This is a genomic window from Comamonas composti DSM 21721 (assembly GCF_000429845.1).
Taxonomy (GTDB): Bacteria; Pseudomonadota; Gammaproteobacteria; order Burkholderiales; family Burkholderiaceae_C; genus Comamonas; species Comamonas composti.
Window position 1 is genome coordinate 1 of record NZ_AUCQ01000014.1, and the last position, 23,303, is coordinate 23,303.

Annotated in this window: 17 protein-coding genes and 1 pseudogene; 8 read left to right on the plus strand and 10 right to left on the minus strand. The window is 64.7% G+C overall.

Going from position 1 to position 23,303, the window contains the following annotated elements; all coding sequences use genetic code 11:
* From G486_RS21945 to G486_RS0109845, 6 genes and pseudogenes are all read right to left on the minus strand, one after another.
* Positions 1–317, minus strand: a pseudogene (locus G486_RS21945) (hypothetical protein); the annotation flags it as partial.
* A 166-nt stretch (positions 318–483) separates the two neighbouring features.
* Positions 484–1,500 carry a Bug family tripartite tricarboxylate transporter substrate binding protein gene (locus G486_RS0109825; RefSeq protein WP_156919980.1) on the minus strand — a complete coding sequence of 339 codons (1,017 nt, stop codon included), beginning with the start codon at positions 1,498–1,500 and terminating at the stop codon, positions 484–486.
* Between the two features lie 179 nt (positions 1,501–1,679).
* On the minus strand, positions 1,680–2,885 hold the full coding sequence (locus G486_RS0109830) for a M20 aminoacylase family protein (RefSeq protein ID WP_034387206.1): 1,206 nt from the start codon (positions 2,883–2,885) through the stop codon (positions 1,680–1,682).
* 314 nt (positions 2,886–3,199) lie between these two features.
* A complete protein-coding gene (locus G486_RS0109835; protein ID WP_027015392.1) occupies positions 3,200–4,744 on the minus strand; it encodes an acetolactate synthase large subunit in 1,545 nt (514 codons plus the stop codon).
* Between the two features lie 37 nt (positions 4,745–4,781).
* Complete coding sequence (locus G486_RS0109840) at positions 4,782–5,975, minus strand: aminotransferase-like domain-containing protein (RefSeq protein WP_027015393.1); 1,194 nt, start codon at positions 5,973–5,975, stop codon at positions 4,782–4,784.
* 257 nt (positions 5,976–6,232) lie between these two features.
* A complete protein-coding gene (locus tag G486_RS0109845) occupies positions 6,233–7,156 on the minus strand; it encodes a LysR substrate-binding domain-containing protein (RefSeq protein WP_027015394.1) in 924 nt (307 codons plus the stop codon).
* A 274-nt stretch (positions 7,157–7,430) separates the two neighbouring features.
* Between G486_RS0109845 and G486_RS0109850 the strand changes: the two genes are divergently transcribed.
* The 6 genes from G486_RS0109850 (at position 7,431) to G486_RS0109875 (ending at position 16,447) form a co-directional block, all read left to right on the plus strand.
* On the plus strand, positions 7,431–9,491 hold the full coding sequence (locus G486_RS0109850) for a BCCT family transporter (protein ID WP_051303367.1): 2,061 nt from the start codon (positions 7,431–7,433) through the stop codon (positions 9,489–9,491).
* A 75-nt stretch (positions 9,492–9,566) separates the two neighbouring features.
* Positions 9,567–10,511 carry a helix-turn-helix domain-containing protein gene (locus tag G486_RS0109855; protein ID WP_027015396.1) on the plus strand — a complete coding sequence of 315 codons (945 nt, stop codon included), beginning with the start codon at positions 9,567–9,569 and terminating at the stop codon, positions 10,509–10,511.
* Positions 10,512–10,648: 137 nt separating this feature from the next.
* Complete coding sequence (locus G486_RS0109860; RefSeq protein WP_027015397.1) at positions 10,649–12,049, plus strand: amidase; 1,401 nt, start codon at positions 10,649–10,651, stop codon at positions 12,047–12,049.
* Positions 12,050–12,181: 132 nt separating this feature from the next.
* Positions 12,182–12,745: an HdeD family acid-resistance protein gene (locus G486_RS0109865; RefSeq protein ID WP_027015398.1), complete on the plus strand. Its 564-nt coding sequence runs from the start codon at positions 12,182–12,184 to the stop codon at positions 12,743–12,745.
* 27 nt (positions 12,746–12,772) lie between these two features.
* Positions 12,773–15,145, plus strand: coding sequence for a penicillin-binding protein 1C (gene pbpC / locus G486_RS0109870; protein WP_034387210.1), 2,373 nt, complete (start codon positions 12,773–12,775; stop codon positions 15,143–15,145).
* A 123-nt stretch (positions 15,146–15,268) separates the two neighbouring features.
* Positions 15,269–16,447, plus strand: coding sequence for an alpha-hydroxy acid oxidase (locus G486_RS0109875; RefSeq protein ID WP_027015400.1), 1,179 nt, complete (start codon positions 15,269–15,271; stop codon positions 16,445–16,447).
* Positions 16,448–16,459: 12 nt separating this feature from the next.
* Here the strand turns inward: G486_RS0109875 and G486_RS0109880 are convergent, their stop codons facing one another.
* Positions 16,460–17,266: an AraC family transcriptional regulator gene (locus tag G486_RS0109880; protein WP_027015401.1), complete on the minus strand. Its 807-nt coding sequence runs from the start codon at positions 17,264–17,266 to the stop codon at positions 16,460–16,462.
* Positions 17,267–17,442: 176 nt separating this feature from the next.
* On the opposite strand from G486_RS0109880, the gene G486_RS21950 reads away from it, so the two are divergent.
* Positions 17,443–17,874, plus strand: coding sequence for a hypothetical protein (locus G486_RS21950; protein ID WP_051303369.1), 432 nt, complete (start codon positions 17,443–17,445; stop codon positions 17,872–17,874).
* A gap of 57 nt (positions 17,875–17,931) precedes the next feature.
* Here the strand turns inward: G486_RS21950 and G486_RS0109890 are convergent, their stop codons facing one another.
* Positions 17,932–19,605: a 2-isopropylmalate synthase gene (locus G486_RS0109890; RefSeq protein WP_027015402.1), complete on the minus strand. Its 1,674-nt coding sequence runs from the start codon at positions 19,603–19,605 to the stop codon at positions 17,932–17,934.
* A gap of 322 nt (positions 19,606–19,927) precedes the next feature.
* Here G486_RS0109890 and G486_RS0109895 point away from each other — a divergent pair, with 322 nt between their 5' ends.
* A complete protein-coding gene (locus G486_RS0109895) occupies positions 19,928–20,740 on the plus strand; it encodes an AraC family transcriptional regulator (protein ID WP_051303371.1) in 813 nt (270 codons plus the stop codon).
* Positions 20,741–20,905: 165 nt separating this feature from the next.
* On the opposite strand, the gene G486_RS21955 is transcribed toward G486_RS0109895, so the two are convergent.
* Together G486_RS21955 and G486_RS21960 are read right to left on the minus strand one after the other, a co-directional pair.
* Positions 20,906–21,574, minus strand: a complete 669-nt coding sequence (locus G486_RS21955) for a class I SAM-dependent methyltransferase (protein WP_034387213.1) — start codon at positions 21,572–21,574, stop codon at positions 20,906–20,908.
* 167 nt (positions 21,575–21,741) lie between these two features.
* Positions 21,742–23,190, minus strand: a complete 1,449-nt coding sequence (locus G486_RS21960; protein WP_084455160.1) for a tetratricopeptide repeat protein — start codon at positions 23,188–23,190, stop codon at positions 21,742–21,744.
* Positions 23,191–23,303: the final 113 nt, after the last annotated feature.

Here is a 23,303-nt window from a genome sequence, read left to right on the forward strand (position 1 = left end):
CGGCTCCCACCACCCTCGCCGTCACTATCTGTGGCGCTGACGATGTTCATTTGCAGGCCCGGTGCCGCCAGAGCGCCCAAGACCCCCTTGCCATCGAGCGCTATGCGTACCGAGAACTCCTGGCCCACCAGATCCTTGATCGGCAGGTTGGCCGTGACCGTTTCGGTAAGTGCCGGGCTGTCCGGAGTCTGCAGCTCGACCGTGTAGCAAAACAGCTGTCCCAGAGATTCGTGGCCTTGCAGGGATTTGAATTCCAATGCAGGAAGGCCCAAAAGGCTGGGCATGGCCGGAGAATCTACTTGTATGGTGCGACTCATGCGGGGATCTGTCCTTGAAAGGAGTTGAACCTGGTTACAGGCATGCGCTTACGAACATACATATCAATCGAGCGAATTAACCCTTTTTGCTTTGTTAAATTCCTCCGGGCTTGTATTGAGAAAAAACCAGCCTGGGTGGCTGGTCGTCAAATGGTTTTGCGTATGGTCAGGACTCCAGCCGTATTCCCGCCTCGCGGATGATGCGCTCGTTGGTTGCGGCTTCCTTTTTGAGGAGTTCTTCGAACTGTGCGGGCGACATGGGGGCGATGACGTTGTCCCGGCTGGTGAGCTGCTCCTGCACGTTTTTGAGGGCCAGGATGCGGTTGATCTCGGTATTCAGGCGCTGGACCAGTTCGGGTGGTGTATTGGCCGGCGCATACATGCCGAAGCGCGAAGTCATATTCGCCTGGGGCAGGTTCAGCTCGGCCAGCGTTGGAGTCTGGGGCAGGCTGGGCAGGCGCGCCGGCCCGGTCACGGCGAGGATGCGTAGCTTTCCCTGGGTGATGAGACCGTTGAGGTTGGGGCTGGGGTTGATGGTCAGTAGATCGAAATGCGCACCCACGGCATCGGCGATCAGCTGGCTGTCGCCTTTGTAGGGCACGTGCAGCAGGTCAACCTTGGCATTGCGCTTGATCTGCTCGACCATGAGGCTGCCCAGCGTGCCCAGCCCTGGCGTGCCTATGGAGAGCTTGCCGGGTCGTGCGCGCGCCTGGGTGAGCACGTCTTCAAAGGTTTTGCCCGTGAAAGCCGTGGTGGCCAATATGTAGACCGGTGTGTACATGACCGATCCCAGTGGTGCGAAATCCTTCTGGGCGTTATAGGGGGCGCTGCTCAGGTAGGGCAGCAGTGTCAGCGGACTGATGGGCGCAAAGCAGATGGTGTGGCCGTCATTGGCCTTGGCCAGCACGTCCATGCCTGTGACGCCGCCTGCGCCGGGGCGGTTTTCCACGACCAGGGGCTGACCCAGTGTGGGCCCCATGTGCTCGGCGATCAGGCGCGCTGCGGCATCGGTGGTGCCGCCCGGCGGAAAGGGAACGATGAGGCGCACGGGCTTGGTTGGCCAAGCCGAGGTCGATGCCCAGGCATGGCCGTGTGCGCCCGCCGCTGCGGCCAGGCCGGCGAGCAGCAACTGGCGGCGCTGCATGGAAGTGGACGAGAGAGCGGTGGCGATGTGTTTTTTCATGGTGCGTGCTCAACAGGTGGTGGGGATTCGAAAGAGAGCGTGAATGGCGGTGGCAGGAGGCCAGGTGAATAGCGCATAAAACCGACGCGGGCCAAGGCGAGGGGCAGCGAGCAAGGGCAGCTTTGTGTCCCAGGTCGGCGAGGCTGTCGTCCCCCTTGGGGGATGGCGCCGAAGGCGACTCAGGGGGTATCCCATTGCTTACACCAGCGCCTGACCAGCCGGTCCCAGAAGGTGGCTCCCAGGCCCAGGACGTCGTCGTTGAAGTCGTAGTCGCTGCTGTGCAGGTTCACGCCCGGGCCATTCTTTGGGCCATTGCCTATGAAGCCGTAGCAACCTGGCATGGCTTCGAGCATGAAGCCAAAGTCCTCGCCCGTCATGGCAGGCAGCACATCGCCATGGGCCATGTTGGCGCCTGCGACCTCGCGCATGACCTCGGCCATGAACAAGGCTTCCATCTCGTGGTTGACCGTGCTTGGGTAGCCGGGCTTCATGTTCACCGTGGCCCTGGCCTGGTGAGCCTGGGCCACATGGTTGGCGATGCGCTCAATGCCTTCGTGCATGAGCTTGCGTGTCTGCGGCTTGAGGGTACGGCAGGTGCCGCGTATCACGGCCTCCGAGGGGATGATGTTTTCCATGCTGCCGGCCTCGACCTGGCCCACGGTGATCACGGCGCTGTCCAGCGGGTCCAGGTTGCGCGAGACTAGCAGTTGCAGCTGACTCACGATGGCGCAGGCCACGGGCACGGGGTCTATGGTGGTGTGAGGCTGGGCGCCATGGCCGCCCACGCCTTGGACGCGGATCTCGAAGCGGTTGGCCGAGGCCATGATGGGGCCTGCACGCACCCCCATCTGGCCCGCAGGCAGGGCCGGCCAGTTGTGCAGCGCGAACACTGCGCGCATCGGAAAGCGCGTGAACAGGCCGTCCTCCATCATGGCCTTGGCGCCTGCACCACCTTCTTCGGCAGGCTGGAAGATGAAGTGCACCGTGCCGTCGAAGTCGGGCTGCTGGGTCAGCAAGGTGGCCGCGCCCAGCAGCATGGCCGTGTGGCCGTCATGGCCGCAGCCATGCATGCGGCCCGCATGCTGGCTTGCATGGGCGAAGCGGTTGTGCTCCTGCATGGGCAGGGCATCGATGTCGGCGCGCAGACCGATGCTGCGCTCGGGTGCGTCGGCATTCGGGCCGCGTCCGCGCAGGGTGGCAACAATGCCGGTCTTGCCCAGGCCGCGCACCATGGGCAGTCCCAGAGCCTGCAGGTAGGCGGCGATCTGGTCCGCCGTGCGGTGCTCTTCATAGCAAAGCTCGGGGTTGGCATGCATGTCGCGGCGAAACGCGATCAGCCGGCCCAGATAGGGACTGATGTCGGGAAAGGATGGATTCTTGGTCAACAGAGGTCTCCAGGATGAGGCAGCCGGGTACGGCTCTGCCGCTGCCTGCAGCATGACGCAGACAGACAGGGCAAGCCGGGCTTGGTAGGCAGGCAGTCAGCGCCAGGGCTGGATGCCGGACGCAGGCCTACCGGATCGTGGAGTTCCCATGGGCCAGACGGCCAGTCATGGAGGGGGTGCGGGGCAAAGGGTTGAAGTGGCTCATCTTGTCTCCTGGAATTGTTTTATCTGTCTCTGATGGCATTGCAGTCCAAGCACTGCTCAAGTGCAATTCAATTGCTATTCAAGCCCCGGCCAGGGCCGGGGCTTGTGGGTCAGACCATGAGCTCGATCAGGAACGGTCCGGTTTTGTCAAAGCTGGTGCGCATGAGCTCGGCGCATTGCTCCATGCTCGTGGCGCGCGCAGCCTCCACGCCCATGCCCTCGGCCAGCCGCACCCAGCTGATGCCGGGGTTGCCCAGATCCAGCATGCTCATGGCCGTGTCGCCGGGTACGGCTCCCACGTTCTTGTATTCGCCGATGAGGATGTTGTATTTGCTGTTGTTGAGAATGATGGTGGTCACGGGCAATTGCTCGCGCGCCTGGGTCCACAGCGATTGCAGCGAGTACATGGCCGAGCCGTCGGCCTGCAGGTTGATTACGCGGCGCTGGCCGCCTGCGCCCAGCGCCGCGCCCGTGGCAATCGGCATGCCGTCGCCAATGGCGCCGCCCGACAGGTGCAGCCAGTCATGGGCGGGCGCTGCATGGGTGAACTTGTAAAAGCCCCGGCCGTAGGAAATGCTTTCGTCGGAGACGATGGCGTTCTCGGGCATGAGCGCGGCCACGGTCTGGGCCAGGCCTTCGGGCGTGGGCGCGCCGCTGGCGGCTTCGGGGCGTGGGCCCGGATCGGGGATGGCGACTTCAGGCGCATTCAGGGCCGAGACCAGCTCGCTCAAGGCCTGGACGGGGTCCTGGTCGGGGCGTGACAGTACATGGATTTGCGCATCGGCTGCGTGCTGGATGGAGGGCGTATCCGGGTAGCCGAAAAAGCCCACGGGCGGCTTGGCGCCCACAAGGATGATGTGCTTGAACTGGGCCAGGGACTTGATGGCGGCCTGCATGTCGTACGGCACGCGATCCAGCTGCAAGCGTCCGCGCCCACGCGCCACATGGGCATTCACATAATCGGCCATGAGCCTGGCGCCGGTGGCACTGGCTGCGCGCCAGGCCAGGGCCTGGCCCTGGGGCAGAACCGCGTGGCCGGCCAGCAGCATCAGGACCTGGCCGCCATGGTCACGCAGCGTGCGCGCCGCATTCTCCACGGCGTGGCGGTCCACGGCAGGGGGTGCTATCGCCGGCAAGGGGGAGCCGGGCTCGCCGCCTTCCTGCCAGGAAACGTCGGCGGGCAGCACCAGGGTGGCAATCTGTCCCGGAAAGCGATTTGCCGCGCGCACGGCCTCGGCCGCATCACGACCCAGAGACGGGGTGTCGGTGCTGGTGTGCACCCACTGGGACAGGGTTTGCGCCATGGCCGTGGTATCGGCGGTGAGCGGCGCATCGAAGGGACGGTGGTAGACCGCCTGGTCGCCCACGATGTTGACGATGCCGCTGCGCGCACGGCGTGCGTTATGCAGATTGCCCATGCCGTTGGCCAGGCCCGGGCCGCAGTGCAGCAAGGTGCATGCGGGCTTGCGCGCAATGCGGAAATAGCCATCGGCCATGCCGGTGACGATGTTCTCCTGCAGGCCCAGCACGCACTTCATGCCGGGCACCTGGTCGAGCGCGGCCACGAAGTGCATCTCGCTGGTGCCGGGGTTGGCAAAGCAAACATCTATGCCCGAGGCCAGCAGGGTCTTGACCAAACTCTTTGCACCGTTCACTTGTCTATCTCCATGTTCTGTTGAGGTGGTATTGATTTCAGGCCTGGGCTGCTTGCCAGGCTTGGGCAAGGCGGTCCACGCCTTCGCGTATCTGGACAACCGAGGGCGCTGCAAACGACAGGCGCAGCGTTGTGACATCGGGGCTGTCCACATGAAAGCCCGTGCCCGGCACGAACATGACCTTGCGCTCCAGCGCATGCTTGAGCAGCTCGGCGGCGGCAAGACCGTGGCTCAGTCTGGCCCAGACAAACATGCCGCCCTGGGGCTGCTCAAAGTGCAGCGCATGACCCAGGCGTTCGCTCAGTGCCTGGCACAGCGCCGCGCATTTTTGGCGGTAGCCGTCACGGATTCTGTCGAGGTGCGAGTGCAGTGCATCGCTGGCCAGGTACTCGGCGGCAATGCTCTGGGTCCAGGGCGAGCTGCCGACATCGGCGCTTTGCTTGGCCACATAGCAACGGTGGGCGATGGCGGCTGGCGCCACGCTCCAGGCCACGCGCAACCCCGGCGCCACGATCTTGGACAGGCTGGCCATGTGCACGACCCAGTCGTTGGCTCCGGGCACCTGGGGCGCAAGGGCGGCCAGCGAAGGCAGGCTTTCTCCCGAGAAACGCAGGTCGCCATAGGGATCATCCTCCACCAGCACAAAGCCGTGGGCTGCGGCCAGCTCCAGCAGGCGCAGGCGTCGCGCAAGGCTCATGCAGCTGCCGCTGGGATTGCCGAAGGTGGGCACGGTGTAGAGCAGCTTGGGCCTGGCGCCGCTGTTGAGCAACTGCTCCAGCGCAATCACGTCCAGGCCCTGAGCATCGCAAGGCAGGGCCATGAGCCTGGCGCCGTGCACGCGCAATGCCTGGATGTTGGTGGGATAGGTCGGGTTCTCCACCAGCGCCAGGTCGCCCTCGTCGATGAGCACGCGCAGCAGCAGATCGAAAGCCTGCTGCGAGCCCGTGGTGACCACGATATTCTCGGCCTGGGTGACAACGCTGCGCTTTTGCATGAGGCGCATGATCTCGGTCTTGATCTGGGGCGTGCCGTCGGTATTGCCGTATTGCAGGCAGGACAGGCTGTTCGCATAGGCGCGGGTCGAGGCCTTTTCCAGACCCGTGACATCGAACAGCGCCGGGTCCGGGTAGCCGCCTGCGAACGAGATCATCTCGGGATCGCTGAGGTATTTGAAGAGATCGCGAATCGGCGAGCTGGCCGGATTCACAAAGGCTTTGGCGAATGAGTACATGGCTTCCCTTGGACAGGCATCCCCATGAACAGGAGCGAGCGAGAGCAGCGCTTTCCGATCATGAGGTCAAGACTTTTTGTGCATTCTTTTCTTGGCCACCCCTTGGGTAAAGCGATTTAAATTTGCCACATGATGAGTTTTGCGCAGTATTTGTAAGAGTTTGCGGGCAAACCCTTGGGCTTTGCATGAAAAAAGCCCGCAAAACGCCTGCGGGCGAGAGTGACGCTCGGGAAAACCTGGGTCAACCCGTTGCGGGGTCAGCCGTGAGCCAGGGGTTCGGCATCGAGCCTGAAGGCCTGGGCCTGTTCCAGCAGCCACTGCCTGAAATGTTCGAAGGGGTGGTTGTGGCGCATGGAGTCCGGGTAGACCAGGTAATAGCAGTCCTTGATCCTCAGGCTCAGTCCATGGGCGCGTATCAGCCCTGCGGCCCAGGCACTGTCGGGCACGAAGAACTCGGGCACGAGTGCAATGCCCAGGCCGGACTCGGCTGCGCGCACGGCCATGGAGTGCAGCTCAAAGCCTGCACTGCGTGCCGGCGGCGCGGCGCTGGCAAGGCCTGCGGCCTCGAACCAGTGACGCCAGGAATCGGGGCGCGTGGTCGAGTACAGCAGCGGAAATCTGAGCACATCCGCAGGTTCGCGCAGACGCTCGCCAATGAGGTCGCGGTGGGCCACGAGAACCATGGTCTCGCCGAAAAGCAGCTCCGACGTGGCCTGGGGCCAGATGGGCTGGCCATGGTGTATCGCGGCCTCGAAATGCTCTTCCTCGAACGAGAAGGGATTGCTTCTCACGCCCATGTTGATGCGCACCTCGGGGTGACGGGCATAAAAGCCGGGCAGGCGCGGGATCAGCCACTCCTGGGCGAACGTGGGCAGCACGGCCAGCTCCAGGCTGTTGTTGCCGCTGCCATGGGCGGCCAGGGCCAGGGTATCGCGCTTGAGGGCCTGCAGCGAAGCCCGCACCTGCTCGCTGTACAGGCGTCCTGCGCGCGTCAGCAGTACGCGCTGCTTGACGCGCACGAACAGCGACACGCCCAGGTTCTCCTCCAGCAGATTGATCTGCCTGGAGATGGCGCTTTCGGTGAGCGCCAGCTCGCGCGCCGCAAGCGAAAAGCTCTCATGCCTTGAGGCCGCTTCAAATGCGCTCAGCGCGGCCATGCTGGGGGTTCGGATAAGACGCATGTGAGGTCGTGGTGCAGCGGCTTTCAGCGGTAAAGGTCGCGGCGAGCTTATTCCATTTCCCCGCAAGACGGAGAGTGAAGGTCGGACACCCGCCGCAAATGACTTGAAAGCACTGCAATGCTGACAAAGGGCTGATGGCCGGCGTTTTCAAGCTGTCGTCTGACTTACAGGTGGTCACATTAACTTCATACTCGCTTGCTTTTTTCTCCCGGCCAGAGCAGCCAACGAGCAGGCGCTGGTACGGGCAAGCAGCTATCAAACAGAGAGAGTGCCTATGCCAGAGACCGCATCCCAGACCACGCCAAGCGCCGAGATCCCGGCTGCAGGGCCGCCACCGGAGCCCATGGCGCGCATGACGTTCTCGGCGCCAGTGGTGATCCCGGCCCTGCTGGTGCTGGGCCTGCTGCTGGTGTATTGCGCCGTCTCGCCCAGGGATGCGGATCGGTTCTTCTCCGGCGCCCAGGCCTGGGTCGTCGGTCATTTCGACTGGTTCTATGCGGTGTCCGTGACGCTGTTCCTGGTGTTCCTGGTGCTGATTGCATCCAGCCGCTTTGGCGACATACGCCTGGGTCCCGACGATGCCGAGCCCGAGTTCAGCTTTATCTCGTGGACAGCCATGCTGTTTGCCGCAGGCATGGGCATAGGCCTCATGTACTTTGGTGTGGGCGAGCCCATGCAGCACTATCTGCGGCCTCCGACCGAGCTCGTAGGCACGCCCGGGGCAGCGCGCGAGGCGCTGCAGGCCACGTTCTTTCACTGGGGCTTTCACGCCTGGGCCGTCTACGGGGTGATGGGCCTGGTGCTGGCCTATTTCGGCTTTCGCTACAACCTGCCGCTGACCATGCGCTCGGGGCTCTACCCGCTGCTCAAGCAGCGCATCAACGGGCCCATAGGCCATGGCGTGGATGCGTTTGCACTTGTGGGCACGATTGCTGGCATTGCGACCACGCTGGGCTATGGCGCGCTGCAGCTGGCTGCGGGCCTGCACACGCTCACGGGCTGGGACACCTCGACGGCGGTGTTCCGCATCTGGGTCGTGGTCGTGGTTGTCGGATTGGCCGGGCTGTCGGCGGTCTCGGGCTTGGACAAGGGCGTGAGGCGGCTGAGCGAGTTCAACCTGGTGCTGGCCTTTGTGCTGCTGGGCTTTGTGATCATTGCCGGACCGACGGTGTTTCTGTTCCAGGCGCTGAGCGAAAACATAGGCAGCTACCTGTCCAGCCTGGTGCAGATGTCCTTTCGCACCTTTGCCTACGAACCCGCGAACGAGACCGGCTGGTTTGGCGGCTGGACCATTCTGTACTGGGCCTGGTGGATATCCTGGTCGCCCTTCGTGGGCATGTTCATCGCCCGCATCTCGCGCGGACGCACGATTCGCGAATTCGTGATCGGCGTGCTGCTCATTCCCACGGCCTTCAACCTGCTGTGGATGACCGTCTTTGGCAATAGCGCGATCTGGATAGACACCCATGTGGCCTATGGCGCGCTGGGCCAGGCGGCGAGCAATGTGGATGCACTGCTGTTTCGCTTCTTCGAATACCTGCCCTGGTTCAAGGCAGTTTCCTGGCTGGCCATCTTGCTGATCGCCGTGTTCTTCGTGACCTCGGCAGACTCGGGTGCCTATGTGGTGGACAGCATCGCCTCGCGCGGCCACCCACGCTCGCCGGTCTGGCAGCGCCTGTTTTGGGCTGCGGTGCTGGGCATCACGGCCGTGGTGTTGCTGCTGGCCGGCGGCCTCAAGGCCTTGCAGGCCATGACCCTGGTCGCAGCGCTGCCCGTGGCCGTGATCATGCTCTCGCTTTGCTATGGACTGTTCCGAGGCCTGCAGGCCGACCGCGCCCACTTCGAGCAGGACCTGGCGCCGGCCTCGAATTTCTGGAGCGGCCAGCACTGGCGCAAGCGCCTGGAGCAGATCGTGCACCAGCCCTCGCGCAGCGATGTGCGCAAATTCCTTGCCGGCGTCGTGCTGTCGGCCATGCGCGAGGTCGCGGCCGAGATGCAAAAGCGCGGCGTGAACGCCCAGGTCAGCGAGGACGTGGAGGGCGGCGAGCTGCGCCTGACCGTGCCTGCGGGCGCGCTGCGCGACTTCGTCTATGGCGTGCGCAGCATGCGCCGCACCGTGCCGACCTTCATGGTGCGCGATGCCGCCAGCGAGCAGGCGCGGCGCCATGTCTACGAGCCCATGACCTTCTTCGAGGACGGACGCCTGGGCTACGACATCCAGTACCTGCGCCCCGAGGAAATCATTGCCGACATACTGCGCCAGTACGAGCGCTATCTGTCACTGAGCGCCGACCAGCGCACCCAGTTGCTCAACCGCGCACCAGGCCACAGCTGAGCAGGCATGCACCGGCTGGCCGGGTAAACACCTGCATGCCAGCCGGCTGCGTCTTGCGGATACTGGGCAGCTGCCATGCTGCTCGAATATTCAACCCAGACCCAGGAGGCGCGCCACCGCTTCGACTACTGGCATGAGGTGGTGTGCCGCCACTGCATTCCTGCCGACAGCCGCCGCACCGACGGCAAAGAAGCCGCGGGCGACGGCTTTGAGGCCCGGCTGACGCTGCGCACCCTGGGGCCGCTGGAGCTCAGCACCATGTCCGCGCCCAGCCACAGCTGGGTGCGCAATGCCAGCCATCTGCGCACCCATGCGCGCGATGATCTGTGGCTCGGCTATCTGCTGCACGGCCGGGCCGAGGTACGCCAGTGCGGGCGCCAGGCAAGGCTCAAGACCGGCGATCTGGTGCTCTACGATGCCGCAAGGCCTTTCGAGTTCGAGGTCACTCCCCGCGACATTTTGCTGATGCGCATTCCGCGTGCCGAGCTGGTCCAGCGCTTTGCCCAGGCACCGGCGCACGCGGGCCTGGCCCTGGGCGGCCAGGGCCCGGGCGTGGAGCCACTGCGGGCCATGCTGGGCGAGGCCATGGCCTTGCCCGAATCGGCTCAGAGCGAGCCCTTGGCTCGGCGCTTCGGCATGCTTTTGCTCGATGTGCTGGCCCTGGCGCTGGAGATGCAGGTGCCCGCGCACCAGCCGCGTGCCAGGCGCGATCTGCATGGCCGCATCCAGGCCTACATCCTCAACCACCTGGGCTCCACCGAGCTGTCGCTGCAGACGCTGGCGCAGCAACACCATGTCTCGCCGCGCACCGTGACGCGGGCCTTTGCCAGACACGGCCAGAGTCCCATGGGCCTGGTCTGGCAACTGCGGCTGGAGGCCAGCCGCCAGGCCTTGCTCGATGGGCGCTGCACCAGTGTCACCGAGGCCGCGTTTGTGCATGGATTTTCCGATGCCGCGCACTTCAGTCGCGCCTTTCGCAAGGCCTTTGGCTGCACACCGCGCAGCCTGTTGGCCGCCTGAGCAAGCTCTCTGTCCCGCACAGGCAAGCCGGCTTGCCCCGGGCTGTCTAGCATGAGGCTGCCGCAGGGCCTGAGCGGCCTGCCGGCAGTATCTGTAGATGACAAAGGACGCCAGCGCCTGGCGCCAGGAGACATGCCATGAATGACAACGAACTGCACTATCTCGATCTGCTGGAGGTGGGGCGCGAGATCCAGTCGCGCCGCATTTCCTCGCAGGAAGTCACGCGCCACATGCTGGCGCGCATAGAGGCCGTGGATGCGCGGCTGCACAGCTATGTGACGGTAATGGGGCCACAGGCCCTGGAGGACGCCCGGCGTGCCGACCAGGAGATTGCCCAGGGCCGGCATCGCGGCGCCCTGCATGGCGTGCCGCTGGCGCTCAAGGATCTTCTGTGGACCCAGGGCGTGCCCACCACGCACGGCATGCCGCTGAACCGTGACTACCGCCCTGCCGAGGACGCGAGCGTGGTGCGCCGGCTGCGCGAGGCCGGGGCCGTGATTCTGGGCAAGCTGCAGCAGACCGAGGGCGCGTTTGCCGACCACCATCCCGACGTCGTGCCTCCGCTCAACCCCTGGGGGGAGCAGTTGTGGCCCGGTGCCTCCTCCAGCGGCTCGGGCGTAGCCACGGCGGCCGGGCTGTGCTTTGGCGCGCTGGGAACGGACACCGGGGGCTCGATACGCTTTCCTTCGGCGGCCAATGGCGTTACGGGGATCAAGCCCACCTGGGGGCGCGTGAGCCGCCACGGCTCCTTCGAGCTGGCCGCATCGCTGGACCACATAGGCCCGATGGCACGCAGCGCTGCCGATGCAGGCGCCATGCTGGCGGCCATTGCGGGCGCCGACCCGCAGGACCCTACGGCCAGCCAGCAGGCTGTGCCCGACTACCTGGCCACGATGACGCGCGGCTTCACCGGGCTGCGCCTGGGGCTGGATCGCCAATGGGCGCTGGACGGCGTGGACGAGGCCAGCCGCCAGGCCGTGGAGCAGGCGCTGGCCGTGGCCCAGAGCCTGGGGGCAAGCCTGCACGAGATCCGCTTTCCCGATGCGACGCAGGCCGTGCTCGACTGGCCGCCGCTGTGCGCGGTCGAGACGGCCGTGGCCCATGCCCAGACCTTTCCCGCGCGGCGCGAAGCCTATGGCCCGGGCCTGGCCGGGCTGATCGACCTGGGCCTGGGGCTGTCGGCAACCGACTACCAGCGGCTGCTGCTGCGCCGTGCGGACTTCACGGGCCGCGTGCGCGCGCTCTTTGCCGAGGTGGATCTGCTGCTGGTCCCGGCCACGGCCTTTGCGGGGCCCACGCTGGAGCGCATGGCCGAGTTCGGCTCCGATGCCGAGCTGTTCTCGGGCATGTTGCGCTACACCTGCCCTTTCGACCTCACGGGCAGCCCCACGATCACCCTGCCTGCAGGGCTCACGTCCCAGGGCGCGCCCGTGGCCTTCCAGTTCGTGGCCCCGGATTTCCGCGAGGACCTGCTGGTGCGCGCGGGCTGGGCCTTCCAGCAGGCCACGTCCTGGCACAGGCAGCACCCGCGCGACTGAGCGGTGGCGGCCGGGCGCCGGGCTTGATCCAGGTCAGGGCCGGCGCCGCCGCAGGCGGCTTGGGGATTTTGGCCTACAGACAGTGGGCGGGCTCTGCTCCAAGGTGGCAGGCATTCTTGCGAAGGAGTGCCCATGCGTCCCAATCCCCTGTCCACGATTCTTCACCGCACCTGGTGGGTGTTGCTGCTGCGCGGCCTGGTGGCCATGGCCTTTGGCGTGCTCACCTTTGCCCAGCCGGCGGTCTCGCTGATGGCGCTGATGTTCACCTTTGGCGCCTTCATCTTTGTGGACGGCGTGCTGGGCGTTTATTCGGCGATTCGCGGCCGGGGGCTGAGCCGCCACTGGTGGGTGCTGCTGCTGTGGGGTCTGGCGGGCGTGATCGTGGGCGTGCTGACCGTGGTGGCCCCGGGCGTGACGGCCCTGGTGATGACGCTCTACATCGCGGTCTGGTCCCTGATCACCGGTGTGCTGCAAATCATTGCCGCACTGCGCCTGCGCCAGGAGATCGAGGGCGAGTGGCTGCTGGTGCTGGGCGGCGTGCTGTCCGTGCTGTTCGGCGGCTTCGTGCTCGCCAACCCCGGCGCCGGCATGATGGCCATGCTGTGGGTGCTGGCGCTGTATGCGGTGCTGCTGGGTCTGCTCATGGTCTTGCTGGCCTTCAAGATCAAGAAAGGCGTGCGTGTTCTCGACGCCTGAGTCCGGGCTTGGGACAATACCGGCCTCATGACCGATTCGTCCCCTGCTTTTTCCTCTCTGCCGCGCCTTGTCGCGGCAGTGCTTTTTCTGGCTGCTGCGGGTGCGGCCCAGGCCTTGCCCGGCTATGACGAGGTGCGCCGCGAGCACAAGTCTTCGGAGACCGAGCTGCTGTCGCGCGAAGGCGAGCTGCTGCAGCGCCAGCGCACCGATGCCAGCGTGCGTCGTGGCCAGTGGATTGCGCTGGCCGACATCTCGCCGGCCTTGCGCACGGCCCTGCTTCTGAGCGAGGACAAGCGCTTTTACGAGCACAGCGGCGTGGACTGGAGCGCGGTCTCGGCTGCGGCCTGGGGCAACCTCTGGAATCAGCGCACGCGCGGAGCAAGCACCATCACCATGCAGCTCGCCGGCCTGCTGGATGGCGACTGGCGCCAGGGGCCGGGCGGCAGGACCGTGGTGCAAAAGCTAGGCCAGACCGTGGCCGCCCAGGTGCTGGACCGGCGCTGGCGCAAGGACCAGATTCTGGAGGCCTATCTGAACCTCGTGCCGTTTCGCAGCGAGATCGTGGGCATCGATGCCTTGTCGCGAACCCTGTTCGGCAAGGCGGCCCATGGCCTGGATGCGCGCGAGGCGGCGATTGCGGCGGCCCTGGTGCGCGCGCCGAATGCGGCGCCCGAGCGCGTGGCCAGCCGCGCCTGCGGCGTCATGCAGTCGCTGGCGCCCGAGGATGCGGCCGCGCGCGACTGCTCGGCCATGGCCTTGTATACGGCCAGCATCCTGCAGCGCCGCCAGTGGCCGGCCAGCGAAGGCGTGGCCCCGCACATGGCGCGGCGCCTGCTGTCCCAGCCCGATGCCAAGGGCCGGGCCCAGGTGCGCTCGACCCTGAGCGCACCGCTGCAGCGCTTTGCCGTGAACAGCCTGCAGCAGCATCTGCGCGAGCTGCAGGGGCGCAATGTGGAGGATGGTGCCATCATCGTGTTGGACAACGCCAGCGGCGAGGTACTGGCCTGGGTGGGCTCCTCGGGAGCGCTGAGCCAGGCCGCCGAAGTCGACGGCGTCACGGCCATGCGCCAGCCGGGCTCTACGCTCAAGCCCTTTCTCTATGGTCAGGCGATTGCCGAAAAGCGCCTCACCGCAGCCTCTCTGATCGAGGACTCCTCGGCCCACATCCCCACGCAGAACGGGCTCTACATTCCGCAGAACTACGACCGGCGCTTCAAGGGCTGGGTCTCGGTGCGCACGGCCCTGGCGTCCTCGCTCAACGTGCCGGCCGTGCGCACCCTGGTCATGGTCACGCCCGATGCGTTCTTTGCCCAGCTCCAGCGCCTGGGCCTGCCGCTGCGCGAGAGCGGCGGCTACTACGGCTTCAGCCTGGCCCTGGGCAGCGCCGAGGTGCCGCTGCTGCATCTGACGAATGCCTTTCGCGCACTGGCCAATGGCGGGCGCTACACGCCTGCGAGCTGGATACCGGGCGCCCCGCCCGTGGCTGCGGTGCAGGCCCTGGACGAGCGCGCAGCCTTCATCGTGGGCGACATGCTGTCCGACAACATCGCGCGTGCGCCGACCTTCGGCACGGACAGCGTGCTGGCCACGCGTTTCTGGACGGCGGTCAAGACCGGCACCAGCAAGGACATGCGCGACAACTGGGCCCTGGGCTGGTCCCAGCGCTACACGGTGGGCGTCTGGGTGGGCAATGCGCGCGGCGATGCCATGCACTCGGTCAGCGGCACCAGCGGCGCAGCGCCCATCTGGGCCTCCATCATGGGTTTTCTGCACAGCCACCAGACCAGCCGCGCACCCAAGGCCCCGGCCGGCGTGGTGCAGCAGGCCGTGCGCTTCGGCCCCGATGCGGCCAGCGGCCTGCCGCTGGAGAGCGCGCGCAGCGAATGGTTCATGGCAGGTACGCAGCAAGCGCTTTTCGCTATGAATAACATAGCTGCTAGCGCTCGACTTCAGGACAATTCAGCATTGAAACGATCTGAAATCGTTAACAGACGCGTGCAAGCAGCTTCAAAAGATGAAGCGGATCACGCCGCGCCCGTTGCCTTGCGCATTGCGCGCCCGGCCGATGGAACGATTCTCGCGCTGGATCCCGACATCCCGCCCGAGCGCCAGCGCGTGCAGCTCGTGGCGCGCCAGGCGGGCACGGCCTCGGCGCCGGACTGGCAGGACGCGAGCCTGCGCTGGCGCATGGTCACGCCCGTGCCTGCAGCCGCCGCTGCGCCCGGGCGCGGCGCGCCGCGCGAAGCCCGCCGCGAGATCGGGCGCGGCAGCACCGCGGCCTGGCTGCCCTGGCCCGGGCGCCATCGCATCGAGCTGCTGGATGCGCGCGGCCAGGTGCTGGACAGCATCCACCTGGAGGTGCGCGGCGCCGGCGTCCTGGCTTCGCAGGCCGGCCGTTGAGATGCCTGCATGTAGAAAATTTCAAGGCCTGTGCAAATCCCTTCACGCATCCACAGTGCCTGCGCAGGCCGGCTCGCACTACCATCTGCGCCATTGCTGTAGAACAAGACCGGAGGTGAAGCCATGGGCATTGATCTTTCCAAAATGACCTGCATAGAAGACCTGCGCCAGGTGGCCGAGCGCCGCGTGCCGCGCATGTTCTATGACTATGCGGACTCGGGCTCCTACACCCAGGGGACGTATCGCGCCAACGAGGCGCAGTTCCAGAGGATCCAGCTGCGCCAGCGCGTGGCCGTGAACATGCAGGGGCGCAGCACGCGCAGCACCATGGTCGGCGAGGACGTGGCCATGCCGGTGGCGATTGCGCCCACGGGGCTTACGGGCATGCAGCATGCGGATGGCGAGATCCTCGCGGCCCAGGCGGCCAAGGAGTTCGGCATACCGTTCACGCTCTCGACCATGAGCATCTGCTCGCTGGAGGACATTGCCGAGCACACGGGCCGTCATCCGTTCTGGTTTCAGCTGTACATGATGCGCGACCGCGACTTCATGGAGCGGCTGATCGAGCGCGCCAAGGCCGCCAACTGCTCGGCACTGCAGCTCACGCTGGATCTGCAGATCCTGGGCCAGCGCCACAAGGACATCAAGAACGGCCTGTCCACGCCGCCCAGGCCGACGCTTGCCAACCTCATCAACCTGGCCACCAAGCCGCGCTGGTGCCTGGGCATGCTCGCTACCCGCCGCCGCAGCTTCGGCAACATCGTGGGCCATGTCACGGGCGTGGCGGACATGAGCTCGCTGTCCTCGTGGACCGCAGACCAGTTCGATCCCACGCTGAACTGGGCGGATGTGGAGTGGGTCAAGAAGCGCTGGGGCGGCAAGCTGATCCTCAAGGGCATCATGGACGCCGAGGACGCAAGGCTTGCGGCCGACAGCGGGGCCGACGCCCTGGTCGTGAGCAACCACGGCGGGCGCCAGCTCGATGGCGCACCGGCCTCCATCGATGCCTTGCCGGCTATCGCCCAGGCCGTGGACAGGCGCATTGAAGTCTGGATGGACGGCGGCATACGCAGCGGCCAGGACGTGCTCAAGGCCCGCGCCCTGGGTGCACGCGGCACCTTGATAGGGCGCAGCTTTCTCTATGGCCTGGGGGCCTTCGGCAGGCCCGGCGTGGCGCGTGCGCTGCAGATCATCCACAAGGAGCTCGATGTGACCATGGCCTTTTGCGGCCACACCGACATCGAGAACGTGGGGCCGGAGATTCTGCTGCCCGGCACCTACCCCCAGCCTGCGGGGCAGTGAGCGTGGCCGGTCTCAGATCGCGCGCCGACGTGCGAAATACTGCGCGGGCGAGTCGCCCAGCGCCTTGCGGAACATGGCGATGAAGTTGCTGGGCGAGGCATAGCCCAGCGCATCCGAGACCCGGGCCACGGGCAGGCCCTGGGCCAGCAGATCCAGCCCGTGGGCGATCTGGGCCTGCTGGCGCCACTGTGCAAAGCCCATGCCGGTCTCGGCCCGCATCAGCCGGCGCAGCGTGCGCGGCGACAACGCGCCGTAGGCGGCCCAGTCCTCCAGCGTGCGCACATTGCCCGGGTCCTGCAGCAGCGCATGCGCAATGCGCAGCAGTCGGGCATCGCGCGGCATGGGCAGGTGCAAGTCCTCGTGCGGGGCGCGCCGTATCTCGTCATGAATGACGGCCGCCATGCGCAGCTGTTCGGGCGCAAGAGCCGCCTGCTTGTCCCACTCCACCGCGCGCAGCGCCAGGGCATGCAGCACGGCGCTGGTGCCGATCACGCAAGGCTGGGGCGGCAGGCCCGCGCAGTAGCCGGGCGTGACCAGCAGCATCCAGCCGCCGAGCTGGCCGCTGATCCGGATCTTGTGGGGCATGCCGGGCGGCATCCAGCCCGCGCGCTGCGGCGGCAGCAGCCAGGCGCCATGGGGCGTGTCCACATGGATCAGACCCTGCTCCACGCAGAACACCTGGCCGCGCGCATGACTGTGCCAGCCGTATTCGCGCAGGCCCATGAGGCTGTCGCCCTCCAGGGCCTCGCTGCCGCGCACGGCAATGAGGGCTGGGCCGTCCAGCGATTCGCTGTAGTCGCGTGCGTACAAGTCCACCATGGTCTTATTTTGGCCGAATTTCTGTATTTTCTGGCCTGATGCCGTTATCTTGATTTCAGGGTTTTGTGAAGAATGGGAATCATTCCCGTTGAGCGTTTGGCTCTGCAGAGATTTTCAGCACTGGTTTCAGAACCGATACGCAGCCCCGGGCCGACCAGGGCTGCAAGGAGTATTTGATGAGCATCCATTCAGACACCGGCTTTGCATTGCACGATGTGAGCGCGTTTCCCCTGGTCCACACCACGGGGCTGGAGCGCGCACCCGGCAGCGGCATCCCCTGGCAGCAGGAGATGCAGGCCTTGCTGGCGCGCGGCGAGCGCTTCGTGATTCTCTATCCCTCGTTCCACGAGGGTGAACCGCCGGCGCCGGACGCCGGCACCCAGGCCCAGTTGCAGCAGGACCGCAAGGCGCGCGTGCTGTGGCTCAAACAGTACCGAAGCCAGCTGGCCGAGTTCTGCAAGGGCCTGATCACCATCGAGCCCGACGACCAGCGGCGCGCCGAAGAGGCCGCACGCTATCCCGCCATGGAAAAGGCCTTTGGTGTGCCGCTGCGCGTGGCGGCATCGCGCAGCGATGCCGAGGCCATGGGGCGCTTGCTGCTGGCCTGACCCCTGGGCCACGCTTAGAGCGTGAACACGTTCTAAGGCGAAGGGCTGGGCGGCTGGTCAGACCATGCTTTGTTGCAGCCGGTTGGCGGCCTGCAGCACGGCTTGTATCGAGGCCGTGACGATGTTGGCATCGCGCCCCGCACCAAAGCGCGTGCCGGCCACGCCGGGTAGGGCGGCCTCCACGATGGCCAGGGCCTGGGCATGGGCGCCCGTGCCCAGGCTGCGCTCTTCATAGTGGTCTATGCGCAGTACTGCTGGCAGAACCTGGTTGAGCGCGTCCACGGCGGCCTCCACGGGGCCATGGCCCTGGCCCTGGAGTTCGCGCGCCGTGCCGTCCGGTGCCGCAAGCCGCAGTGCAATGCCCTGGCCGCGCGCGCTGGCCTGCAGCTCATGGCCCAGGTAGCGCCAGGGGCCGGCATCCGTGGCCAGATAGGTCTGTGCAAACAGCTGCCACAAGGCTTCGCTGCTGAGCTCGGCCTCGCTGGCATCGGCCTTTTTCTGCACCACGGCACTGAACTCCACCTGCATGCGCCTGGGCATGAGCACGCCGTGATCGCGCTCCAGCAGATAGCTGATGCCGCCTTTGCCCGACTGGCTGTTGACGCGCACGATGCTGTCATAGGTGCGGCCCAGGTCCTTGGGGTCTATGGGCAGATAGGGCACGCGCCAGGGCGCATCGGGCTTTTGTGCGGCAAAGCCCTTGGCGATCGCATCCTGGTGCGATCCCGAGAAGGCCGTGAACACCAGATCGCCCACATAGGGGTGGCGCGGATGTATGGGCAGGGCCGTGCATTCCTCGGCAATGCGTGCCACGGCGGCAATGTCCGAAAAATCCAGTCCTGGCGGGATTCCCTGGGTGTAGAGGTTCAGGGCCAGGGTCACGATGTCCAGGTTGCCGCTGCGCTCGCCGTTGCCGAACAAACAGCCCTCCACGCGCTGGGCGCCGGCCAGCAAGGCCTGTTCGGCACAGGCCACACCCGTGCCGCGATCGTTGTGCGGGTGCACGGAAAGCACGATGTGCTCGCGCCGCTCGAGCCGCTGGTCCATCCACTCGATCTGGTCGGCAAACACATTCGCCGTGCTGACCTCGACCGTGGTCGGCAGGTTGATGATCATGGGCCGCTCAGGCCCTGCATCCCAGGCGCGTATGGCGGCGTTGCACACGGCCAGGGACACGTCGAGCTCGGCCATGCAAAAGGTCTCGGGCGAGTACTGCAGCACCCATTCGGTCTCGGGCTGGGCATCGGTGAGCTCGCGCAGCAGCGCGATGTGCTGCTCGACCATGGCGATGATCTCGGGCACCTGCATGCCGAAGACGATCTCGCGCCAGGCCGGGGCCACAGCGTTGTAGAAGTGAATGATGGCGCGGCGCGCGCCTTGGAGACTTTGCACCGTGGTGCGGATCAGATCCTCGCGCAACTGGGTGATGACCATGGGCGTGACGTCATCGGGGATGAGGCGCTCGTCGATCAGATGGCGCACGATGTCGTAATCGGTTTGCGAGGCCGAGGGAAAGCCGACTTCGATCTCCTTGAAGCCCAGGCGCACGAGCTCATGGAACAGGCGCAGCTTGCGCTCGCGGTTCATGGGCTCGAACAAGGCCTGGTTGCCGTCGCGCAGATCGGTGGACAGCCAGACCGGCGCCTGGCTCAGGCTGCGCGATGGCCATTGGCGCTGGCTCATCTCGACGAGCGGATAGGGCTGGTACTTGGTTTTGGGGTTGGAAAGCATGCAGGCCTCTCGGGGCAATGGGAGTGGATGGGCCGCAACGCACAAGGCGGCTGCGGCACCCTCTCCCCTGCTTTCGCGAAGAAGCTGAGCCGGGCCGGGGTCAGGGGGAGAGGGTGCTGGATGCGGCGCCTGCGCAGGCGCCCAGACCCCGGCCATGGGCCAGGGCTAGTAGCAGGGGCAGAGAGGCTGAGCGCATGATGGACGGGACTTGAATGAAAACGTGTCGCCAAGCTTAGGCTTGGGGGAGATGTCTGTCTCTATAGAATTTGTCGATTGCTCAATGAATTTGGACAAGATGCCTGATCTTTGCACCGCTTCGACCATGGACTGCAGCCACGAGGGTCTGACCGAGCTGCGCGCCGCCGCCCCCTTGCCGATCACGGGCCTGGCCCAGGATTACCGCGCTGGTCAGCGCATCAAAAGCCATGTCCATGACTGCGGACAGTTGCTGTATGCGGTGCAGGGTGTGCTGGAGGTGCTGGCCGAAGGCGGGCGCTGGCTGGTGCCGCCCACGCGTGCCGTCTGGCTGCGCGCAGGCGTGGCTCATGGCCTGCGCATGCGCGGCCAGGTCAAGGTGCGCAGCCTGTTCGTGAGCGCCGAGGCCGCGCAGAGCCTGCCTGACGAGGACTGCGTGATCGAGATCTCGCCGCTGCTGCGCGAGCTCATCAGCGAAGTGGCCCGCTGGCCCGAGCAGGACCCAGCGCCCGCAGATGCCATGCGCCGCCGGCATCTGGTGGTGGAGCTGCTGCTGCAGGAGTTGAGCCGTCCGCCGGCGCTGTCCTTTCATCTGCCCTGGCCCCAGGATGAGCGTATGGCCGGGGTCTGCGAGGCCTTGAGCGGGGAGGGTGCTTCAGGCCAGTTCCTGCCGGCCACGGCAACCCAGTGGGCGCAGCGGCTGGCCATGGGCGAGAAGAGCTTTCATCGGCATTTTCAGCGGGCCACGGGTCTGAGTTTTGGCCGCTGGCGCCAGCGCGCACGCCTGCTGGCATCCATGCAGGGCTTGCTTACAGGGCGGCCGATTCTGCAAGTCGCCCTGGATGCGGGCTATGAAAGCCATAGCGCCTATGCGCTGGCTTTCAAGCGCCACTTCGGGATCTCGCCCTCGGAGTTCGGCGCCACGGCCAAGCCTATGTAGGACGCAGACCTGGCCGATTCGGGTAGCCGTCAGCTGCTGCAAGCCGTTGCAGGGCGAGTTCCCATCGCCCTGTTCTTTGGTGGCCTCTCAAGATTCCGCTGTATCAGGATCCGTCTCATGCGAATCCACCAAGACGGGGCAGAAGCCGGAGCGCATGGTCCGAAATTACGGATTCAATCTTTCGATCAGATTGAATAATCCGGTTCTGGGTGCCTTCTTGATCTTGATATCGCCGCGCTGAAAGGCGACGATGCTGTCGTAGTAGTTGATGCTGAATGTGTGCTTGGTGATGAAGTTGGAGGCTATTTCACCGCGCGAGTGATCCGCATTGAGATCATCAATATAGTTCTTGCTGATATTGATGAAGGTTTCCGGATTATTCTTTCCGCCACCAAACTCTTCCCAGTAGGCAGTGTGCATGTCCTCTATCATATAAACCCCATTCTTTGTCAGATTGGGATAGAGGAAGTCAAAGCTCGCGCGCACATGCTTCATTTGATGGCTTCCATCATCCAGCACGATATCTGGTTGGCCGAATTCTTCTATGATTTTCTGAAGAAACAAAGGGTCTGATTGGTCCCCGATACGGATGTGGACTCCATCCTCTTCATACTGCTTGCATTCTGGGTTGATATCTACACCAATAATGGTTGCAAAAGGGCCGAAGTATCGCTTCCACATCTGCAGGGAGCCACCACCGAGAACACCGATCTCTATGAAGGTCAGGGTTTTGTTTTTCCACTCTGAAAAATGTTTTTCATAGATTGGAAAATAGTGCATCCACTTGAATATTAATTTGTCATCATTTTTGAGAAAGTCATACCAAAGACTCATCTTCTACCTCGATTCCTTGCTGAAAATTTGAGCAATATGCTGTGCCGTACCACGTGCCTGGTGCCAACCGCATCTGCAGGGCCAGCAGGCCCATACCGTGGGCCGCGTTGCCAATCAGTGGCAATAGGCCAGCGCAGACCGGCGAATGGGCTTGCACGCCGCGAGTATCAATCACAGATTCTGGTGGCGCTTGGCTGTGCTTGCGGCTGTGCTGGGCTCTTGAACGGCTTCCAGCTCGAGGCCCGCTGCTGGACTTTGGCCCGTTCACCGGGGCTGAGTCTCAGGGCAACGGCTTCTCGTGTGAGAACGGCATCGGTATTGCCTGCCGCCACAGACAGGAGATACCAGAAGTAGGCCTGGGAGTCACTTTTCTCCATCAGATACCCGTTGGCATAAATCCAGGCCAGCTCCCCTTGGGACTGCATGTCACCCTGTTCGGCGGCCAGTTTCAGCCACTTGAAGGACTCCTTGCTGTTCTTTGGAACGTCGAACCCCTGCGCATATAGTTTTGCCAACGTTTTCTGCGCGGAAAGATTGCCATTTCGGGCCGCCTGCAGATACCATTTTTCGGCTTCTGCAATATCCTTTTTTACGCCGATGCCCTTGAAATACATGAGGCCCAGCGTGGCCTGGGACTCAGGGCTTTCTTCGTCGGCACTGCGCTGCAGCGATTTGAACGTATTCTTGTCGCTTTCCAGCAGCTCATGATGCGCGGCATAAAGCCTGCCCAATTTATTTTGGGCTTCCGGATTTTTCTGCTCTGCGGCCAGCCTGTACCATTTGATGGCTTCCAGATCATCTTTGGGTGTCATCTCGCCAGAGGCATAGATGTCGCCCAGCCGGAGCTGCATTTGCACATGGCTTTTCTGTGCTGCGGCCTTGTACCATTTAAGTGCTTCCTGCCTGTTCTTGGCGTTCGCTCCATCTGCAGCAAGCATTTCGCCTAGGCAGATCTGGGCCGCAACCGAATCCTGCTCTGCGGCCAGGCGATACCACTTGAGCGCTTGCTGGCCGTCCTGCGACACGCCCTGCCCTTTTTCATACATCGTACCCAGCAAGGTCTGGGCCTGAGCATCGCCTTGATCGGCAGCCAGGCGGTACCACTTGGCAGCTGCGGCATGGTCCTGGGGGACGCCACGTCCTTCGGCATAGAGAGAGCCGAGGCTTCTTTGGGCCTGCGCATGGCCTTGCTTGGAGGCCTCTAGAAACCACTGGTATGCCTTTTCGTCACTTTGAGGCACACCGCGGCCACTTGCGTAAAGGCCGCCCAGATTCGTCTGTGCATAGGGATTTCCCTGGTCTGCCGCCAGCTGGAACCACTTGGCCGCCTCTTCGCTGTCCGGCTGGACGCCATTCCCATTGGCATACATTGCCCCAAGGTTGTTTTGCGCTATGGCATTCCCTTGTTCCGCGGCACGCCGGTACCATTTGGCCGCGTCCTCGTCGCTGCGGGGCAGACCCTTGCCGTCGGCATAAGCCTCTGCCAGGTGGGCCTGAGCCACTGCATCGCCTGATTGCGCCATTTTTTCTAGGCCACTGACCTGTGCAAATACTTGTGCGCTTGCAAGAAGCAAGGCAATCGCCAACGAAGGTTTGATGGAGGGGGGCAAGGTCATGTGTCTTCCACGAGGCTGGGTGCAAACGATCGATAAGGTCTCTCACCCTCTGGCCGGCCAGGGGTGAGGACAAAGAATTGTTTCACAAGGCTCTTGGCCGATGGGCTCAAGCA